General features: G+C 64.5%; 15 protein-coding genes. 5 read left to right on the top strand and 10 right to left on the bottom strand.

The annotated features are described in order from the left end of the window. Nucleotides 1-55 precede the first annotated feature (55 nt). Nucleotides 56-1582 (bottom strand): UxaA family hydrolase, encoded by a 1527-nt coding sequence (locus tag WCY17_RS00160; protein WP_372700137.1) that lies wholly within the window; start codon nt 1580-1582, stop codon nt 56-58. A gap of 168 nt (nt 1583-1750) precedes the next feature. Beyond that, complete coding sequence (gene clcA, locus WCY17_RS00155; RefSeq protein ID WP_372700136.1) at nt 1751-3124, bottom strand: H(+)/Cl(-) exchange transporter ClcA; 1374 nt, start codon at nt 3122-3124, stop codon at nt 1751-1753. A gap of 243 nt (nt 3125-3367) precedes the next feature. Here clcA and WCY17_RS00150 point away from each other — a divergent pair, with 243 nt between their 5' ends. From WCY17_RS00150 to trpB, 5 genes are all read left to right on the top strand, one after another. After that, complete coding sequence (locus WCY17_RS00150) at nt 3368-4477, top strand: S-(hydroxymethyl)glutathione dehydrogenase/class III alcohol dehydrogenase (RefSeq protein WP_372700135.1); 1110 nt, start codon at nt 3368-3370, stop codon at nt 4475-4477. Between the two features lie 101 nt (nt 4478-4578). Beyond that, entirely contained in the window at nt 4579-5412 is an 834-nt protein-coding gene (fghA, locus tag WCY17_RS00145) for an S-formylglutathione hydrolase (RefSeq protein ID WP_372700134.1), read from the top strand. Nucleotides 5413-5492: 80 nt separating this feature from the next. After that, nucleotides 5493-5954, top strand: coding sequence for an META domain-containing protein (locus WCY17_RS00140; protein ID WP_372700133.1), 462 nt, complete (start codon nt 5493-5495; stop codon nt 5952-5954). A 78-nt stretch (nt 5955-6032) separates the two neighbouring features. After that, nucleotides 6033-6944, top strand: a complete 912-nt coding sequence (locus tag WCY17_RS00135; protein ID WP_372700132.1) for a DMT family transporter — start codon at nt 6033-6035, stop codon at nt 6942-6944. Between the two features lie 194 nt (nt 6945-7138). Next, complete coding sequence (gene trpB, locus WCY17_RS00130; protein ID WP_372700131.1) at nt 7139-8347, top strand: tryptophan synthase subunit beta; 1209 nt, start codon at nt 7139-7141, stop codon at nt 8345-8347. Nucleotides 8348-8365: 18 nt separating this feature from the next. Here the strand turns inward: trpB and trmD are convergent, their stop codons facing one another. The 8 genes from trmD to WCY17_RS00090 all read right to left on the bottom strand — a co-directional run bounded on the left by trmD (nt 8366) and on the right by WCY17_RS00090 (nt 17173). Then, entirely contained in the window at nt 8366-9112 is a 747-nt protein-coding gene (gene trmD, locus WCY17_RS00125; protein WP_372700130.1) for a tRNA (guanosine(37)-N1)-methyltransferase TrmD, read from the bottom strand. Between the two features lie 62 nt (nt 9113-9174). Continuing rightward, complete coding sequence (gene rimM, locus WCY17_RS00120) at nt 9175-9795, bottom strand: ribosome maturation factor RimM (protein WP_372700129.1); 621 nt, start codon at nt 9793-9795, stop codon at nt 9175-9177. 17 nt (nt 9796-9812) lie between these two features. Then, nucleotides 9813-10073, bottom strand: a complete 261-nt coding sequence (gene rpsP / locus WCY17_RS00115; RefSeq protein WP_372700128.1) for a 30S ribosomal protein S16 — start codon at nt 10071-10073, stop codon at nt 9813-9815. Between the two features lie 295 nt (nt 10074-10368). Next, complete coding sequence (locus tag WCY17_RS00110) at nt 10369-10614, bottom strand: sulfurtransferase TusA family protein (RefSeq protein WP_372700127.1); 246 nt, start codon at nt 10612-10614, stop codon at nt 10369-10371. Beyond that, nucleotides 10611-13238: an alanine--tRNA ligase gene (gene alaS / locus WCY17_RS00105; protein WP_372700126.1), complete on the bottom strand. Its 2628-nt coding sequence runs from the start codon at nt 13236-13238 to the stop codon at nt 10611-10613. The genes WCY17_RS00110 and alaS overlap by 4 nt, the downstream gene beginning before the upstream one ends. Before the next feature lie 150 nt (nt 13239-13388). Then, nucleotides 13389-15002 (bottom strand): glycerol-3-phosphate dehydrogenase/oxidase, encoded by a 1614-nt coding sequence (locus WCY17_RS00100; RefSeq protein ID WP_372700125.1) that lies wholly within the window; start codon nt 15000-15002, stop codon nt 13389-13391. A gap of 11 nt (nt 15003-15013) precedes the next feature. After that, nucleotides 15014-16747 carry an extracellular solute-binding protein gene (locus WCY17_RS00095; protein WP_372700124.1) on the bottom strand — a complete coding sequence of 578 codons (1734 nt, stop codon included), beginning with the start codon at nt 16745-16747 and terminating at the stop codon, nt 15014-15016. A 117-nt stretch (nt 16748-16864) separates the two neighbouring features. Further along, nucleotides 16865-17173, bottom strand: a complete 309-nt coding sequence (locus tag WCY17_RS00090; protein WP_372700123.1) for a DUF2160 domain-containing protein — start codon at nt 17171-17173, stop codon at nt 16865-16867. Nucleotides 17174-17188 lie beyond the last annotated feature (15 nt).

The raw sequence follows: 17188 nt of genomic DNA, 5'->3' as shown, positions 1-17188 counted from the left end.
GCGGGCCCGGCCTGCACGGATCCGATCTCTGCAGGCCCGGCCTGTGCGGGCCCGATCAGCAGATGACGCCGGGTTGCCAGGGCACGAACTCGTTCTGGCCATAGCCGTAGAGTTCGCTCTTCGAAGGCTCACCCGAGGCACAGCGCAGGATCATGTCGTAGAACGCCCGGCCGAGCACCTGGATGTCGGCGGCCTCATCGACGACGGGCCCGCAGTTGAAATCCATGTCGTCCTGCTGGCGGTTCCAGAGCGCTGTGTTGGTAGCCAGCTTCAATGACGGTGCCGGCACCGCGCCAAACGCCGACCCCCTGCCCGTGGTGAAACAGATGACGTTGGCCCCGCCAGCCAGCTGGCCGGTGGCCGACATGGGATCGTATCCTGGTGTATTCATGAAGACCAGGCCCTGGGCTTCGACGGGCTCGGCATAGTCGTAGACTGCCATCAGCCCCGTGGTACCCCCCTTGGACACCCCGCCCAGGGATTTTTCGAGAACCGTGGTGAGGCCACCTTTCTTGTTCCCCGCCGACGGGTTGTTGTTCATCGAGGCATTGTTGCGCTGGCAGAGGTCTTCCCACCAGGCGAACACATCGACCAGTTGCTGGCCTACTTCGGGCGTGACCGCCCGGCAGGTCAGCAAGTGCTCGGCACCATAGATTTCGGGTGTTTCGGCCAGAATGACCGTGCCGCCGTTGCGCACCAGGATGTCAGCGGCAGCGCCCAGAACGGGATTGGCCGTGATGCCCGAGAAGCTGTCCGAGCCCCCGCATTGCAGGCCAATCTTCAGATGGCTGACCGGTACCCGGCTGCGCTGCACCTGATTGGCCGCAGGCAGCATGCCCTTGACCAGTTCGATGCCCCTGGCGATGCTCTTGGGGGTGCCCCCCACATCCTGGATGTTGAACGTGCGCAGTTGCGCACTTTCTTCGAGCGCCTGCGCCTGCATCAGGGCCGAGATCTGGTTGGTTTCGCAGCCCAGGCCGACGATGAGCAGACCCGCAAAATTGGCATGGCGCACGTAGCCGGCAATAGTGCGCTGCAGTACCTCGAGCCCCTTGCCAGTGGCGTCGATGCCGCAACCCGCCCCGTGCGTGAGCGCCACCACCCCATCGACATTGGGGTAATCGGCCAGTGCCTCGGGGCGCAGGTCGCGGCGAAAATATTCGGCCACGGCCTGGGCCACCCGCGCGGAGCAGTTGACCGAGGTCAGGATACCGATATAGTTGCGCGTGGCCACCCGCCCGTCGGGGCGCACGATGCCCATGAACGTATCCGGTTCGTCCACCATCGTGGTGGCCCGGTAGTCGGCAGAAAACCGAAAATCCTTGTCGAATTCCTGGAATTCGAGGTTGTGCATGTGCACGTGCTGGCCTGCTGCGATGTCCTGCGTGGCAAAGCCGATGATCTGCCCATAGCGTTTGACCGGCTGCCCCCTGGCCACGGCGCGCAGGGCCACCTTGTGGCCAAACGGCACCGGATCGAGCAGATCGACGCCGTTGACCTGTTCACCCGATTGCAGCGCCTGCAGCGCCACCATCACGTCATCGACAGGATTGAGAACCAGGAATTTGGGATGACCAGACATGTTGTGCACCCTTCGTGTCATTGAATGCTTGCCATGGGCCATTATGACATGTGGGCTTGCCCGGAACGGGTGCCTGCCCGCGGCAGGGCTTCGCCCATGCGCCCGAGCCCTTCGCTCGTGCGCCCGACGTGCAGGCTCGCGCGGCAGGCCATTGCGTGAGCCGGCGTATCAGCCTGCGGGCCGGCCCTCGCGTGCCAGCGTTCTCTCGAGCAAGGCCGTGTACAGGGGTTGGCCACCCAGGCATTGAGCCACGATGGTGGCCCCCAGACAGGTGATGATCATGGGCAGGATCAGCGCATAGCTGTTGGTCATCTCGAGTACCAACAGAATCCCCGTCAGGGGCGCCCGCACGGTGGCTGCAAACAGCGCCCCCATGCCGGCGACGCCAAACGCACCCATTTCGAGCCCGGCATCGGGAAAAGCCATCAGCATCAGATAGCCATACGTACCGCCAAACAGCGTGCCCAGCGCCAGCAACGGCGAGAATATCCCGCCCGGGGCGCCCGAACTGAAACTCAGCGTCGTGGTCAGAAAACGCAGCAGAAAGAACAGCGCCAGCATGGGCAGCGCGATGCGCCCGGCCATCATCTCATGGATGGTGTCATACCCCTCGCCCACGATCTGCGGCACATACAGGGCCAGGACACCGAAACAGCCCCCCAGCACGCCCCCCGTGAGCACGAACCGCAGCAGGCTGCTGCCGCAGAGGCGCTGAAACAGGGTCTGCAGGGCAAACAGGCTGCGATTGAAGATCACCCCGACCCCACCGAGCAGGAGCCCAAGCACGAGATACAGCCAGAGGCTGCCCAGCGACGCCGTGGTGAAGCTGCCGATCTGCAGGATGGCCGCCTGCCCGTTGATGAGCCGGAGCATGATGGTGGCCGTGACCGACCCCAGCACCACCGCCTTGATCGACACCAGGCTGTACTTGAACTCGGGGCGCATTTCCTCGATGACAAACAGAATGCCTGCCAGCGGTGCATTGAAGGCGGCTGCGAGGCCGCCGGCCCCCCCTGCCAGCAGCAGCATGTGGCGCATGTCGTTGTCGAGCACCCGGAAGCGCTCCGCAATCATCTGGCCGATATTGGCACCCATTTGAATGGTGGGCCCTTCACGCCCCAGCACCATGCCTGAACCCAGCGACCCCAACCCGCCGAAGAACTTGACCGGCAGCACCCGCCGCCAGCGTACAGGGCGCAGATCCTGCAGCGCGCCCTCGATTTCCGGAACACCCGAGCCCCCCGTTTCGGGTGCCACGCGACGCACCAGAAAATAGGCGAACATGGCCAGCAGGGCCGATGCCACGAACAATGCCGGCACAAGCAGCCAGCTGTTGCCCAACGTACCCGTGATGCCGTCCAGGCGCACGGTGCCGACCCAGGACGTGAGACGCTCGAACAGGGCCCCGATGAGCCCGGCCAGGGCCCCGACCAGACTGGCGAGCAGCAGTATCCGGAATGAGGCCTTCTGCGTGCTGCGCAGGCGCTTGAGCCGCAGGAAACGCGGATGGTTTTCGTTGGGGGACGCAGTTTGATGACGCATGGGCAACGCGGTACTCATGGGCGGCAGGACAGGAAAGGAACCGGTTGTGGCCCTTGCCTGAATCGTACCCCATCTGTCGCCGCCATGAGGCGATCGATGCGTACTGACGGTCGATGAATACGGGCAGCCGTCGCCGGGGCATGGTCGATACCGGGTATGGCTTCTGGCCGATACCCGGTGTGGCTTATGATGAGGGCTGCTCTTGATTCCTCCCGCCAACAGATTCGCACAAGGAGCCTTCCCATGAAATCGCGCGCTGCTGTCGCCTTTGCACCTGGCCAGCCCCTGGAAATCGTTGAAATCGATGTCGCGCCGCCGCGCAAGGGCGAAGTCCTGGTGCGCATCAGCCATACCGGCGTGTGCCACACCGATGCCTTCACGCTCAGTGGCGATGATCCCGAAGGCGTGTTCCCTGCCGTCCTCGGGCATGAAGGGGCTGGCGTGGTGGTCGAGGTGGGCGAAGGGGTGACCAGCGTCGCGCCCGGCGATCACGTCATCCCGCTGTATACCGCCGAATGCGGTGAGTGCCTGTTCTGCCGCTCGGGCAAGACCAACCTGTGCGTGGCCGTGCGGGCCACCCAGGGCAAAGGGCTGATGCCCGATGGCACCACCCGTTTCAGCTATCAGGGGCAAGCCCTGTACCACTACATGGGCTGCTCCACCTTCAGCGAATACACCGTGGTGGCCGAGGTGTCACTGGCCAGGATCAACCCCCAGGCCAATCCCGAGCAGGTCTGCCTGCTGGGTTGCGGGGTCACTACGGGCATCGGCGCCGTACGCAATACGGCCAAAGTGCAGCCCGGCGACACGGTCGCCGTATTCGGCCTGGGCGGCATCGGCCTGGCCGTGGTACAGGGTGCGCGCAAGGCGGGTGCGGGCCGTATCTTTGCCATCGACACCAACCCCGACAAATTCGCGCTGGCCAGGGTGTTCGGCGCCACCGACTGCATCAACCCCAGTGATCATGAACAGCCGATCCAGGACGTCATCATTGGCCTGACGGGCTGGGGGGTGGACCACAGCTTCGAATGCATCGGCAATGTGAACGTCATGCGCGCGGCACTCGAATGCGCCCATCGGGGCTGGGGGCAGTCCATCATCATCGGTGTCGCCGGTGCCGGCAAGGAAATCTCCACACGACCTTTCCAGCTGGTCACCGGACGCGCCTGGCGGGGTACGGCTTTCGGCGGGGTCAAGGGGCGCAGCCAATTGCCCGGCCTGGTAGAAGAAGCCATGCATGGCGACATCGATCTCGCCCCGTTCGTGACCCACACCATGGCGCTCGAGCGCATCAACGAGGCTTTCGAACTGATGCACAGCGGCCAGTCGATACGCACCGTGGTGCACTACTGAGAAACCCCGTGACCACGCCACTGATGGCCACGCCAGCGTTGACCACAGCACCGATGACCACACCACCAATGACCACAGCACCGATGACCACACCACCTGCCATGCCGAAAAAAATTGAATCGCACGCCTGTTTTGGCGGCGAACAGCAAGTCTGGGAACACGATTCGACCGCGCTGGGCTGCCGCATGCGCTTTGCCGCCTACCTGCCGCCCCGGGCGCTCGCGGGCGAAGCCTGCCCGGTGCTGTACTGGCTTTCGGGGCTGACCTGTACCGAGCAGAACTTCATCACCAAGGCCGGCGCCCAGCAGCATGCGGCGCGCCACCAGTTGATCGTGGTCGCCCCCGACACCAGCCCGCGAGGCGCTGGCGTGGCCGATGACCCCGCCTACGATCTGGGTCAGGGCGCGGGCTTCTACCTGAATGCCACCCAGGCCCCCTGGGCACCGCACTACCAGATGCAGGATTACATTGCCGATGAACTGCCCGCCCTCATTGCGCGCCAGTTTCCCACGACAGGCGCGCAAGGCATTGCGGGCCATTCCATGGGGGGGCACGGCGCCCTGGTCACCGCGCTGCGCCATCCGGGCCGCTACCGCAGCGTGTCGGCATTTGCACCCATCGTAGCCCCATCGCAGGTGCCCTGGGGGCAAAAGGCGCTGGCGGCCTACCTGGGCGAAGACCGCCAGGCATGGCGCCAGTGGGATGCGGTGGCGCTCATTGCGGATGCCGCCGAGCGCCTGCCGCTGCTGGTCGATCAGGGCAGCGCCGATGAATTTCTCGAATCGGCACTGCGGCCCGAGCTTCTGCAGGCCGCCTGCGATGCGGTCGGCCACCCGCTGACGCTGCGCCTGCACGCCGGGTATGATCACAGCTATTATTTCATTGCAACATTCTTTGGCGAGCACGCCGATTGGCATGCTCGCGCGCTGTGCTGAGCGTGACGCTCGCCGAACCGGACCACACAAACCCTTCACACACCCCTCGAATCATCTTCCTGACCCGAGCCACGACGAACATGCCTTTCAAATCCTTGCTGACCAGCGCTGCGCTGGCCGTCCTGCTCAGTGCCTGTGCACAGCCCACGGCACCCCCATCCATCCAGAACACACTCATCCAGCATGGCTGGCAACTGCAGCACGCAACGAATTCCAGTGGCCAGGCACTGGCCGAGCTGCCCGCGGGGCTCGAAGCCCCCGTCGTGCTGCGCTTCGATCACGATGCGCTCAGCGTAAACGGGGGCTGCAACAACCAGTTTGGCCCCTACCGGATCACCGCCCACACCCTGCAGATCAAGAATCTGGCCGCCACCCTCATGGCCTGTCCGGATGCGCTCATGCAGAGGGACCATGCCCTGGCTGCGCATCTGCAGGGTGACTTGGATCTGCGCATCGAGCAAGACGATGCCGATACCTGGCTCGCCCTGACCACCCGCCAGGGCGACAGGCTGCGCTTCAAAGCCATCCCCACCCCACGATAAGGCACGCCCTGTCATGATGCCACGCAGGCATGTTTCCCGAACATCCGACCACGCCGACCCTGACCGAGCGCGCCTCTCATGAAACACTTTCAGGTCAGCTGGATCACCGGCTCCCAGGTGCTGGTGGGCGCGCTATTTCTGGTTGGGGCCCAGTTTGCGCTTTCCAGCCTGGACGCCAGCGGCAAATACCTCATGGGTGTGGATATTGCCCTGCCCCTGCTGACACTGTGTCTGGTGCGCTATGGCGTGCACATGCTGCTGGCGCTTGCCCTGGTGATTCCCGCCAAGGGCTGGCGCGCCGTGCGCTGCAAACGGCCCGGCGCGCAACTGCTGCGTGGCTTGTCCATGCTGGCCGCCACCATGTCGTTCTTCACCACGCTGCACTACCTGCCGCTGGCACAGGCAACGGCCATCAATTTCCTGGCGCCCCTGCTGGTGCTTGCGGTGGCGCCATGGATCCTCAAGGAACGCATCTATCTGTCACGCTGGGTGGCCTGCTCGATCGGCCTGCTCGGGGTGCTGGTCGTGATCCGTCCCGGCTCGGGCCTGAGCACCGAAGGGACCCTGTACGGCCTGCTGACGGCCTGCATCATGGCCGTGCAATACATCACTTCGCGCAAGGTGGCTGCCGATGACCCCTACACCACGCTCATCTGGAGCGGTACGGTAGGCACCGTGCTGCTGCTTCTCGGGTTGCCGCTCTACTGGGACATGGCCGTGCAGGCGCTCGCCAGGCTTTCGGCCTGGCAATGGCTGGTTCTGCTGGGCACGGGCTTCTGGGGTTGCCTGGGGCATTACCTGCAGATCCAGGCATACTGGCATGCCCCCGCCTCCTTGCTGTCACCCTTCATCTATTTGCAGATCGTCAGCGCCACCACCCTGGGGTGGCTGGTGTGGGGCGACATCCCCGACATGGTGACCTGGGTGGGCATCCTCGTAGTGTGCGCCAGCGGCATGACCATCGGCCTCATCGAATGGCGGCGCAAATGAGCCGATGCAGCGGTCGCAAGGCTCACGGCGGCACGACGCGAGAGGGCACGCTGCCACAGCGGCACGGCGCGGCAAGACACGCTGCAGTGGGCCGCATTGCGGCAAGACCCACTCGAAACAATTTGCAAGCAGTAGTACAGTAAGCACTTTCCATATCCCATCTTCATGCCTGCTTTTCCGGACAGACCGATACCATGAGTACAGCCAGCCCTTTCGCCCCCATGCCCGATCAACACGGTTTCTTTGGCCCCTACGGGGGCCAGTTGGTGCCGCCCCACCTCAAGCAGGCCATGGATGACATCACCCAGGCCTATGCCGAAATCACCCGGCAAACCGAGTTCCAGCAAGAGCTGGCCAGCCTGTATGCCGATTACGTCGGCCGGCCCAGCCCCATATTCCATGCCGCGCGCCTGTCCACCCAGCTGGGTGGGGCACAGATCCATCTCAAGCGCGAAGACCTCAACCACACCGGCGCGCACAAGATCAATCACTGTCTGGGCGAGGCCTTGCTGGCCCGCTTCATGGGCAAGAAGAAAGTCATTGCCGAAACCGGTGCCGGCCAGCACGGCGTGGCCCTGGCCACCGCCTGTGCGCTGGTGGGCATCCCCTGCGAAATCCACATGGGCCAGGTCGACATCGAAAAAGAGCATCCCAACGTCACCAAGATGCGCATCCTGGGCACCCGGCTGGTAGCCGTCACGCGTGGGGCCGCCACCCTCAAGGAAGCGGTCGACAGTGCCTTCGAAGAATATCTCGACAATCCGACCGACTACTTCTACGCCATTGGCTCGGTGGTCGGCCCCCATCCTTTCCCGATGATGGTGCGCGATTTCCAGAGCATCGTGGGGCGCGAAGCGCGTGAACAGTTCCTGGCCCGCCACGGGCGCCTGCCCGACTACGCTGCCGCCTGCGTTGGTGGCGGCTCGAACGCCATCGGGCTGTTCACCGCATTTCTCGAAGACAGTGAGGTCAAGCTGGTGGGCGTCGAGCCCGCTGGCGAAGGCACCGACCAGGCGGGGCGGCACGCCGCCACGCTCACCATGGGCCACCCGGGCGAAATCCATGGCATGAAATGCTATGTGCTCGAAGACGCCCCCGGCACGCCGGCTGCCGTGCACAGCATTGCGTCCGGGCTCGATTATCCAGGGGTCGGCCCGCAGCACAGCTACCTGAAGGACATCGGCCGGGTACAGTACGAAGCCGTCACCGATCAGGAATGCCTGGATGCCTTCATGACCCTGTCGCGCACCGAGGGCATCATCCCCGCCCTCGAAAGCGCGCACGCTGTTGCCTGGGCCCTGCGCGCGGCCCCTGCCCTGCCTGCCAGCCAGCACATACTGGTCAACCTTTCGGGCCGCGGCGACAAGGATGCCGATTACGTATCCAAGGTGCTCGGGCTCTGACCCCGGTTCCGGCCCGGGTCATCCCCCGGCCGGGTCGTCAGGCTCATCCGCCCCGGGCCCCAGCAGGTCGGGGCGCCGCGCCCGGGTCAGGGCAAGCGCCTGCGCCCCGCGCCAGGTCTGGATGCGCTCGTGGTGCCCCGACATCAACACGGGCGGCACGTCCTCGCCACGCCACTGCTCGGGCCGCGTATAGTGCGGGCAATCGAGCAGACCCCCGGCTGCATCGCCAAACGAATCCTGCTCGGCCGAGGCCGCATCATGCAGCACGCCGGGCACCAGGCGCACGATGCTGTCGAGCCAGACCATGGCGGCGAGTTCACCGCCCGACAGCACGTAATCGCCCACCGACACTTCATGGTCCACACAGGCATCGATGAAGCGCTGGTCGACCCCTTCGTAGCGGCCGCAGACGATGATGGCCCCACTGCCCTGGGCCCACCTGCGCGCTGCGGCCTGTGCATGGCGGGCCCCTGCAGGTGAAAACAGGATCACGGGTGGGGGGGTACCGGTCGGGTCCGCCGTGGCCTGCAGGCGATCCTGCCGTATGGCCTCGATGGCGCGCGCCAACGGTTCGGCCATCATGACCATGCCCGGCCCCCCCCCATAAGGCCGGTCATCGACGGTCCGATGCACGTCATCGGCGTATGCACGCGGGTTCCAGGCTTTCAGGCTCCAGAGCCCGCGCCCATGGGCCCGCCCGCATACCCCCGCCGCCGTGAGGGCGTCGAACATCTCAGGAAACAGCGTGATGACGTCAAAACGCATGGTGCTATCCTTGCCCGCCCTGACAGACGGGGTGCGTCAGGCGAACCGTGCCGCGCAATGGATCAGAAATCGGCCGGCCAGTTGCTGTCGATACGGCGCGCCGCCAGATCCACATCCTGGATGTGGGCTGCCACAAACGGCACGAGGGTCTGGCGCGCGCGCCCGCGCGCGTCCAGATCAGGCGTGAAACGGCCCGCAGCATCGATCTGCCCGGCCGTGACCTGCAGCACCGAATGGGCGCCGTTATCGAACACATCGTCGACCTGGCCCAGCAGAACCGTATCGTCACCGCGCTGGCCGAAAACCAGGCAGCCGATGAGGTCCACCCAATAGTATTCACCGGGTTCGGGGTCCGGAAACCGGGCACGTGAGACCCAGATCCTGCAGCCGCGCAGAACCTCGGCGGTATCCCGGTCGGTGATCCCGTGCGCCTGAACCAGCAGGCTGGAGGCTGTCGGACGAATGGCCTGTATGGAAAGGGGGCGCATTGGCAGCGGCTGGTCGCCGGTACCCTGCCGTGCAGACAGCCACCAGCGTTCGGCCTTCTGCAGGGCCAGCGCCGCAGAAGAATGCGCCTGCACCCTGAACCAGCCGCGTACACCGTGGGCAGACAGTATCCTGCCGACCTCGATCAGGTCAGCAGGCGGTGTGGCCGACCCGTGAGTATCCGGGGGTGTGACCACGACCGCGTGTCTGCCGCTCAGGCGGCAGCAGCCACCTGGGCGCTGTGCTGTTTGACCAGGCGCGCCACGGTGTCGGACAGCTGCGCGCCATGCTCGACCCAATACTGGATGCGATCGAGGGCAATGCGCAGGTTCTCCTGGCCTTCAGAGGCCACCGGGTTGTAAAAGCCCAGCCGCTCGATGAAGCGGCCATCACGGCGATCGCGTGAATCAGCCGCCACAATACTGTAAAAGGGGCGCTTCTTTGAGCCACCACGCGCCAGACGAACCACAACCATGAATAATCCTTTGAAAATTCGATGAAAAACACAAGATTCTAGCACTGCAAGGCCTGCATCAGCAATTCATTCCGGCCCCACCGGCTCGATGGCGCCCGCAGACGTTGCCACCGTGCCACGGCCGGGCGGCCTGCCAGTGCCGATTGCCGCTGCGATCTATCATTGCGACCTGCCACTGCGACCTGTCATTGCAACCTGTCATTGCAACCTGTCATTGCAACCTGTCATTGCGGCTTGTTGCCGGACGCAAGGCGGTGCGCAGAACGGGCCATGGCGCATTCAAGGGGGCCCGGATTCAGCGGCGTTCGATATAGTGTGCCATGACCGCGTCGCCCTGGGTCTCCTGGCGCAGCAGCCGGTTGCCCGTCTGCTGGCAGAAGGCCTGAAAATCACGCTCTGCATGGGCATCGGTGGTCAGGACCTCGAGCAACTGGCCCGAAACCAGCGTGGCCAGCGCCTTCTTGGCCCGCAGGATGGGCAAGGGGCAGTTCAGGCCGCGCGCGTCCACACAGTGATCCGGCGCAGAAATCAACTGGGTCATGCGACGGCCTCGAGACGGCTGGCGAGCCAGTTGGGGATCCGGGCCAGTGCACCGTCGAGCGCCGCGACATCCGTGCCCCCGCCCATGGCCATATCGGGCCGCCCGCCGCCCTTGCCGCCCACCTGAGAGGCGACGGCGGCCACCAGATCCCCAGCCTTGACGCGGGCCACGATATCTGGCCCCACGCCAGCCACCAGGCTGATCCTGTCATCGGCCACGGCAGCCAGCAGGATCACCGCAGCGGGCAAGCGCGACTTGAGCTGGTCGACCATGCCGCGCAAGGCCTTCGGTTCGACCCCGGCCACCCGCACGGCCAGCAGCTTCACGCCCGCCACATCCACGGCCTGGTCCGCGAGTTCAGCCCCCATTGCCGAGGCCAGCCTGTCTTGCAGGCGTGCGAGTTCGCGCTCATCGTGGCGCAGCTGTTGCTGCAGGTGCCCGATGCGCTCGGGCACCCCCTCGGGGCGTGACTTGAGCTGATCGGCGGCCTGCTGCAGGGTGTCTTGCAGGGCCTGCACCCAGGCCAGCGCGCGATGCCCGGTGATGGCTTCCACGCGCCGGGTGCCGGCCGCGACCCCGCCCTCGGACACCAGCTTGAACAAGCCGATATCACCCGTACGCGCAACGTGCGTGCCGCCGCAGAGTTCGCGCGAAAACCCGATATCGAGCACCCGCACGACATCACCGTATTTTTCGCCAAACAGCGCCATCGCGCCGCCGGCCACCGCTTCATCGTAGGGCAACAGGCGTGCCTGAACCGCCTGATTGGCCAGGATTTCTTCATTGACGATGGCTTCGGTACGAGCGATCTGCTCGGCCGTCAGGGGCGCGTCATGGGCGAAGTCAAAGCGCGTCTTGTCGGCATCGACCAGAGAACCCCGCTGCTGCACGTGCTCGCCCAGCACCTGGCGCAAGGCCTTGTGCATCAGGTGCGTGGCCGAATGGTTGCGCATCGTGTCCTGACGGCGACGAACATCGACCTGGGCCTGCACGGCATCGCCCACCGACAGCGTGCCTTCGAGCAGGCAGCCGTGGTGGCCAAACACCTGGCTATGAATCTTCTGCGTATCGTCAACCTGAAAGCGGGCGGCCGGATTGCACAGCACGCCGGCATCGCCCACCTGGCCCCCCGATTCGGCGTAAAAAGGTGTGGCATCGAGCACCACCACCGCATCCTGCCCCTGGGCAATGCCCTGCACGGCGGTGCCTTGCACGTACAGCGCCAGAACCCGGGCCTCGCCCTCGAGCCGCTCGTAGCCATCGAAACGGGTATCGGCGCCTTCGTAGGCCAGATCCACGGCGGCCTTGAAGCGGCCCGCCGCCCGGGCCTGCTCGCGCTGCCGGGCCATGGCGGCCTCGAAGCCCTCGAGATCCACCGGAATCGAGCGCTCGCGGCATATGTCGGCCGTCAGATCGACCGGAAAGCCAAAGGTATCGTAGAGCAGGAACAGGGTGTCGCCATCGAGGGCCTGGCCGGCCGGCAGGTCGGCCAGCGCCGCCTCGAGAATGCGCATGCCATTTTCGAGGGTTTCGCCAAAGCGCGCCTCTTCCTGGCGCAACACCTGTTCGACACGCTGCTGCTGGGCTGCGAGTTCTGGATAGGCCGCGCCCATCTGCCCGACCAGGTCGCCCACCAGCCGATGGAAGAACAGGCCTTTCTGGCCCAGTTTGTGCCCATGGCGCAAAGCCCTGCGGATGATGCGCCGCAGCACGTAGCCACGCCCCTCATTGCCGGGGATCACGCCATCGACCACCAGGAAGCTGCAGGCGCGGATGTGATCGGCGATGACCTTCAGCGAGTTGTCATCCAGCCGGGTGCAGCCGGTTTCGCGCGCGGCGGCCCGGATCAGGGCCTGGAACAGGTCGATCTCGTAATTCGAGTGCACGTGCTGCAGCACGGCGGCTATGCGCTCGAGCCCCATGCCAGTATCGACGCACGGCTTGGGCAAGGGGTGCATGATGCCTTGCGCATCGCGCTCGAACTGCATGAACACCAGATTCCAGATTTCGATATAGCGATCGCCATCTTCTTCGGCAGAGCCCGGCGGGCCGCCCCAGACCTCGGGCCCATGATCGTAGAAAATTTCGGAGCACGGCCCGCATGGCCCGGTATCGGCCATCTGCCAGAAATTGTCGGACGCATGGGGTGCGCCCTTGTTGTCGCCAATGCGGATGATGCGTTCCTGTGGCACCCCGATCTGTTCGGCCCAGATGCGATAGGCCTCGTCATCTTCGTGGTAGACGGTGACCCAGAGGCGCTCGGCAGGCAGGCCGTAGACCCCGGTGAGCAGTTCCCAGGCGTAGGCGATGGCATCGTGCTTGAAGTAGTCACCAAAGCTGAAATTGCCCAGCATCTCGAAGAAGGTGTGGTGGCGCGCCGTGTAACCCACATTCTCGAGATCATTGTGCTTGCCGCCGGCACGCACGCAGCGCTGCGCCGTGGTCGCGCGCTGATAGGGCCGGGTTTCCTTGCCTGTGAATACATCCTTGAACTGCACCATGCCCGCGTTGGTGAACAGCAGGGTGGGGTCGTTGCCCGGTACCAATGGGGACGACGCAACGACCTGGTGCCCTTTCGATTCAAAAAAAGACAGGAACTTCTGACGGATCTCGGACGTTTTCATTCGGGGGGCCGGAAAGTGAATCCAACCTGACATTATAAATGCAGGACGTAAAAATTGGCGCCCTGCCGCATTACGTCCCGCTGCGTCGCCGTGTACCTTGCAGCATCACGCCACATCACGCTGCCTCGCCCTCCTGCAGCACATGCGCGCTCACTGCGGCACGGTTGCATAGCGTGTCGCCAGAGCCAGAAATGCATCCAGCGCGCCGTGATGACCGGTTTCCTCTTGCAGAATTTCAGCCACGCAGGGCGCGGCCTGCCGGGCACGCGCGGCATCCAGGAACAGCATCCGGTGGCGCCGTGCCAGCACGTCCTCCACCTTGCAGGCATATTCGCAGCGCGCTGCAAAACGCACCATGGCCGCGGTCAGGCCCAGGCCCAGATCCACGTCGTGCCCCGGCAGGCCGCCTACGACCGGCGCTTCACTGCCATACATGTGCAGGCCGGGCATGGCGCTCATGGGTGTGGCCGGCGCACCGGGTGCCGGCGCACCGACGAGGGGAAAATGGGCAGTGCGGCAGGCCGGCAAGTGGGCCAGCAGGCCATGTTGCACACAGAATTGCAGCACGTCTTCGGCCATCGCCCGGTAAGTCGTCCATTTGCCGCCCGTCACCGTCACCAGACGGCTCGGACTCAGGCGCACATCATGTTCACGGCTCAGGCGCCGGGTTTCATCACGATGGCCCGTGGCGGGTCTCACCAGAGGCCGCAGCCCCGCCCAGATGCTGAGCACATCCGCCACCTGAGGCGCCCGCACCAGCACCTTGGCCGCTTCGGACAGAATGAAGGCCACCTCTTCGGGCAGTGCCTGCGGCTCGCGCACCACCTGCGCGCGTGGTGTATCGGTCGTACCCAGAATCAGGTGTCCCTGCCAGGGCACGGCAAAGAGCACCCGGCCATCGCGGGTGCGTGGTACCAGCAGGGCCTCGTGGCCTGGCATGAAGCCGCGTTCGACCACCAGATGGACCCCCTGGCTGGGGGCTACCATGGGGGCTGCCGCCCGGCCGCGAGCAGCGTCATCCAGCGCCCGTACGTCATCGGCCCACACGCCGGTTGCATTGACCACACAGCGCGCACGGATCTCGCCCGAGCGCGAAGAGGCCGCGTCGAGCGCATCCTGCCAACGCACCCCGCACACCTGATCCCGCTCGTGCAGGATCGCGACCACCGGACAGTAATTGAGCAGCAAGGCGCCCTGCGCCGCAGCCGTGCGGGCCAGCGCCAGCGCCAGGCGGGCATCGTCGAACTGCCCATCCCAGTACTTGACCCCCCCGGCCAGGTGCTCGGGGTTCACACCGGGCAACTCACGCAAGGTGTCTTCCCGACTCAGGCGCCGGGTACCACCCAGGCTCGCAGCCCCCGCGAGCGCGTCGTAGACCTTCAGCCCCAGCCCATAGAAGGGCAGCTGCCATTTGTGATAGGCCGGCATGACGAAACCCAGGGGCTGGGCCAGGTGTGGCGCGTTGGCCAGCAAGGCCCGACGCTCATGCAGGGCCTCGCGGACCAGGGCGATGTTGCCCTGAGCCAGGTAGCGCACGCCACCGTGTACGAGCTTGGTGGCGCGCGACGACGTCCCGCCGGCGAAGTCATGCGATTCGAGCAGCAACACCGACAGGCCCCGCAGGCGGGCATCCAGCGCCAGCCCAAGACCACTGGCCCCGCCTCCGATGACGACCAGGTCAACCTCAGCGAGCGCCTCGAGGCGGGCCAGCAGCGCCGGCCTGCCGGTCGGCAGGCGGCCGCACGAATCACTTGGCTCGATCATGGTCCGTCGGCTCAACGCACCTTGCCTTCTTTCCAGGCCTGCAGCAGGGAATCGTATGGCACGGTTTCAGGCTTGGGGTTCTCGTTGGCCAGCTTCTTCCAGGGGGCGTGCTCATCGCTCAGCCACTTGTCGGGATTGCTCTTGGGGTTGAGCTTGGGCGTGCAGTACTTCATGCCTGCACGCTCCAGACGGGCCATGACCTTGTCCATCTCCTCGGCCAGGTTGTCCATGGCCTTCTGCGGCGTCTTCTCGCCGGCGATGGCTTGCGAGACATTGCGCCACCACAGCTGGGCGAGCTTCGGATAGTCGGGGACATTGGTGCCAGTCGGTGTCCAGGCGACCCGTGCGGGGCTGCGGTAGAACTCGATCAGGCCGCCATATTTGTCGGCATTTTCCGTGAAGTAATCGCTGTGAATGTCACTGTCGCGGATGAATGTCAGGCCTTCGATGGATTTTTTCAGCGATGCCGTCTTGGACGTCACGAACTGTGCGTACAGCCATGCCGCGGCGACCTTGTCAGGGTCATGATCCTTGAAGAACGTCCAGGAACCCACGTCCTGATAGCCGTTCTGCATGCCGTCCTTCCAGTAGGGGCCGTGCGGTGCGGGGGCCATGCGCCATTTCGGGGTGCCGTCGTCATTGACCACGGGCAGACCCTTTTTGGTCATGTCGGCCGTGAAGGCGGTATACCAGAAGATCTGCTGGGCGATCTCGCCTTGTGCCGGCACCGGGCCGGCCTCGGAAAATGTCATGCCCTGCGCGCTCTCGGGCGCATATTGCTTCAGCCAGTCTATGTATTTGATCAGGGCATAGACCGCCGCCGGCGAATTGGTTGCGCCGCCGCGTGACACCGAGGCACCCACCGGCGTACAGCCATCTTCGGCCACCCGTATGCCCCATTCGTCGACCGGCAGGCCATTGGGGTAGCCCTTGTCGGCCGCACCCGCCATGGACAGCCAGGCGTCCGTGAAGCGCCAGCCCAGCGACGGATCTTTCTTGCCATAATCCATGTGCCCGTAAATGGGTTTGCCATCGATGGTCTTGACGTCTTCCGAAAAGAACTTGGCGATGTCTTCGTAGGCCGTCCAGGTGACCGGCACACCCAGTTCGTAGCCGTATTTGTCCTTGAACTGCTTCTTCAGTTGCTCGTCGTTGAACAGGTCGTAGCGGAACCAGTACAGGTTGGCGAACTGCTGATCGGGCAATTGATACAGCTTGCCATCGGGTGCCGTGGTGAACGAGGTACCGATGAAATCCTCGACATCCAAGCCCGGGTTGGTGAACTCTTTGCCATCGCCCTGCATGTAGTCCGTCAGGTTGAGCACTTCGCCATAACGGTAATGCATGCCGATCAGATCGGAGTCGGAGATCCAGCCATCGTAAATGGACTTGCCCGACTGCATCGAGGTCTGGAGCTTCTCGACCACGTCGCCTTCCTGAATGATGTCGTGATTGACCTTGATGCCCGTGATTTCCTCGAAGGCCTTGGCGAGCACCTTGGATTCGTATTCATGCGTGGTCAGGGTTTCGGACACCACGGCGATTTCATCGATGCCCTTGGCCTTGAGCTTGGCCGCGGCGTCGATGAACCATTGCATCTCGGCCATCTGCTGATCCTTGCTCAGGGTCGAGGGCTGGAATTCATTGTCGACCCATTTCTCGGCCTCGGCCATGCCCGCCCATGACGCCTGGGCACCCAGGGCACAGGCCAGGGCGATGGCCAGGGTTGTGTGACGCAATTTCATGTCGAATCTCCTCGTGATTGATGATCATTCCCATGCCCTACGCTTCGGCACGCCCGGGAATGGGGGCCCATGCCGAATCTCTGCCTGCCTGGCCGGACGCACGCCTGTGCAAGAACATCAGCCCCTGCGCATGATGAGCACCAGCACCGCAGCCGAAACCACCACGCTGATCCACAGGGATGGCTCATCGGACAGTTCAAGCCATTCCATGATCACCTCGCCCAGGCCCAGAAATGCCAGGTTGATGTAGGCCGCCACCAGCAAGCCGATGAACAGGCGATCACCCCGTGTCGTGGGGATGGGCAGGAAGCCCTTGCGCATGACGCAGGGCGATCTGATTTCCCAGATCGTCATCACGGCCAGCATGAGGGCGATACAGATGAAAAACACCGCGGTGGGAAGCGTCCAGACCATCCAGTCAAGCATTGTGTTCTCCTGTGG

The sequence above is a fragment of the Castellaniella sp. genome (assembly GCF_041677825.1).
Taxonomy (GTDB): Bacteria; Pseudomonadota; Gammaproteobacteria; order Burkholderiales; family Burkholderiaceae_B; genus Castellaniella.
The sequence above is the reverse complement of the archived record's forward strand: the minus strand, read 5'-3'. Positions and strand labels throughout refer to the sequence as shown.

What these genes read in the sequence shown, in the direction of transcription:
- trmD (WP_372700130.1), bottom strand. Translation starts at nt 9,112, where the DNA reads ATGCGTTTTGACGTCATCACGCTGTTTCCTGAGATGTTCGACGCCCTC.
- WCY17_RS00160 (WP_372700137.1), bottom strand. Translation starts at nt 1,582, where the DNA reads ATGTCTGGTCATCCCAAATTCCTGGTTCTCAATCCTGTCGATGACGTG.
- WCY17_RS00140 (WP_372700133.1), top strand. Translation starts at nt 5,493, where the DNA reads ATGCCTTTCAAATCCTTGCTGACCAGCGCTGCGCTGGCCGTCCTGCTC.
- WCY17_RS00150 (WP_372700135.1), top strand. Translation starts at nt 3,368, where the DNA reads ATGAAATCGCGCGCTGCTGTCGCCTTTGCACCTGGCCAGCCCCTGGAA.
- fghA (WP_372700134.1), top strand. Translation starts at nt 4,579, where the DNA reads ATGCCGAAAAAAATTGAATCGCACGCCTGTTTTGGCGGCGAACAGCAA.
- WCY17_RS00135 (WP_372700132.1), top strand. Translation starts at nt 6,033, where the DNA reads ATGAAACACTTTCAGGTCAGCTGGATCACCGGCTCCCAGGTGCTGGTG.
- WCY17_RS00100 (WP_372700125.1), bottom strand. Translation starts at nt 15,002, where the DNA reads ATGATCGAGCCAAGTGATTCGTGCGGCCGCCTGCCGACCGGCAGGCCG.
- rpsP (WP_372700128.1), bottom strand. Translation starts at nt 10,073, where the DNA reads ATGGTTGTGGTTCGTCTGGCGCGTGGTGGCTCAAAGAAGCGCCCCTTT.
- trpB (WP_372700131.1), top strand. Translation starts at nt 7,139, where the DNA reads ATGAGTACAGCCAGCCCTTTCGCCCCCATGCCCGATCAACACGGTTTC.
- WCY17_RS00110 (WP_372700127.1), bottom strand. Translation starts at nt 10,614, where the DNA reads ATGACCCAGTTGATTTCTGCGCCGGATCACTGTGTGGACGCGCGCGGC.
- alaS (WP_372700126.1), bottom strand. Translation starts at nt 13,238, where the DNA reads ATGAAAACGTCCGAGATCCGTCAGAAGTTCCTGTCTTTTTTTGAATCG.
- WCY17_RS00095 (WP_372700124.1), bottom strand. Translation starts at nt 16,747, where the DNA reads ATGAAATTGCGTCACACAACCCTGGCCATCGCCCTGGCCTGTGCCCTG.
- WCY17_RS00090 (WP_372700123.1), bottom strand. Translation starts at nt 17,173, where the DNA reads ATGCTTGACTGGATGGTCTGGACGCTTCCCACCGCGGTGTTTTTCATC.
- clcA (WP_372700136.1), bottom strand. Translation starts at nt 3,124, where the DNA reads ATGCGTCATCAAACTGCGTCCCCCAACGAAAACCATCCGCGTTTCCTG.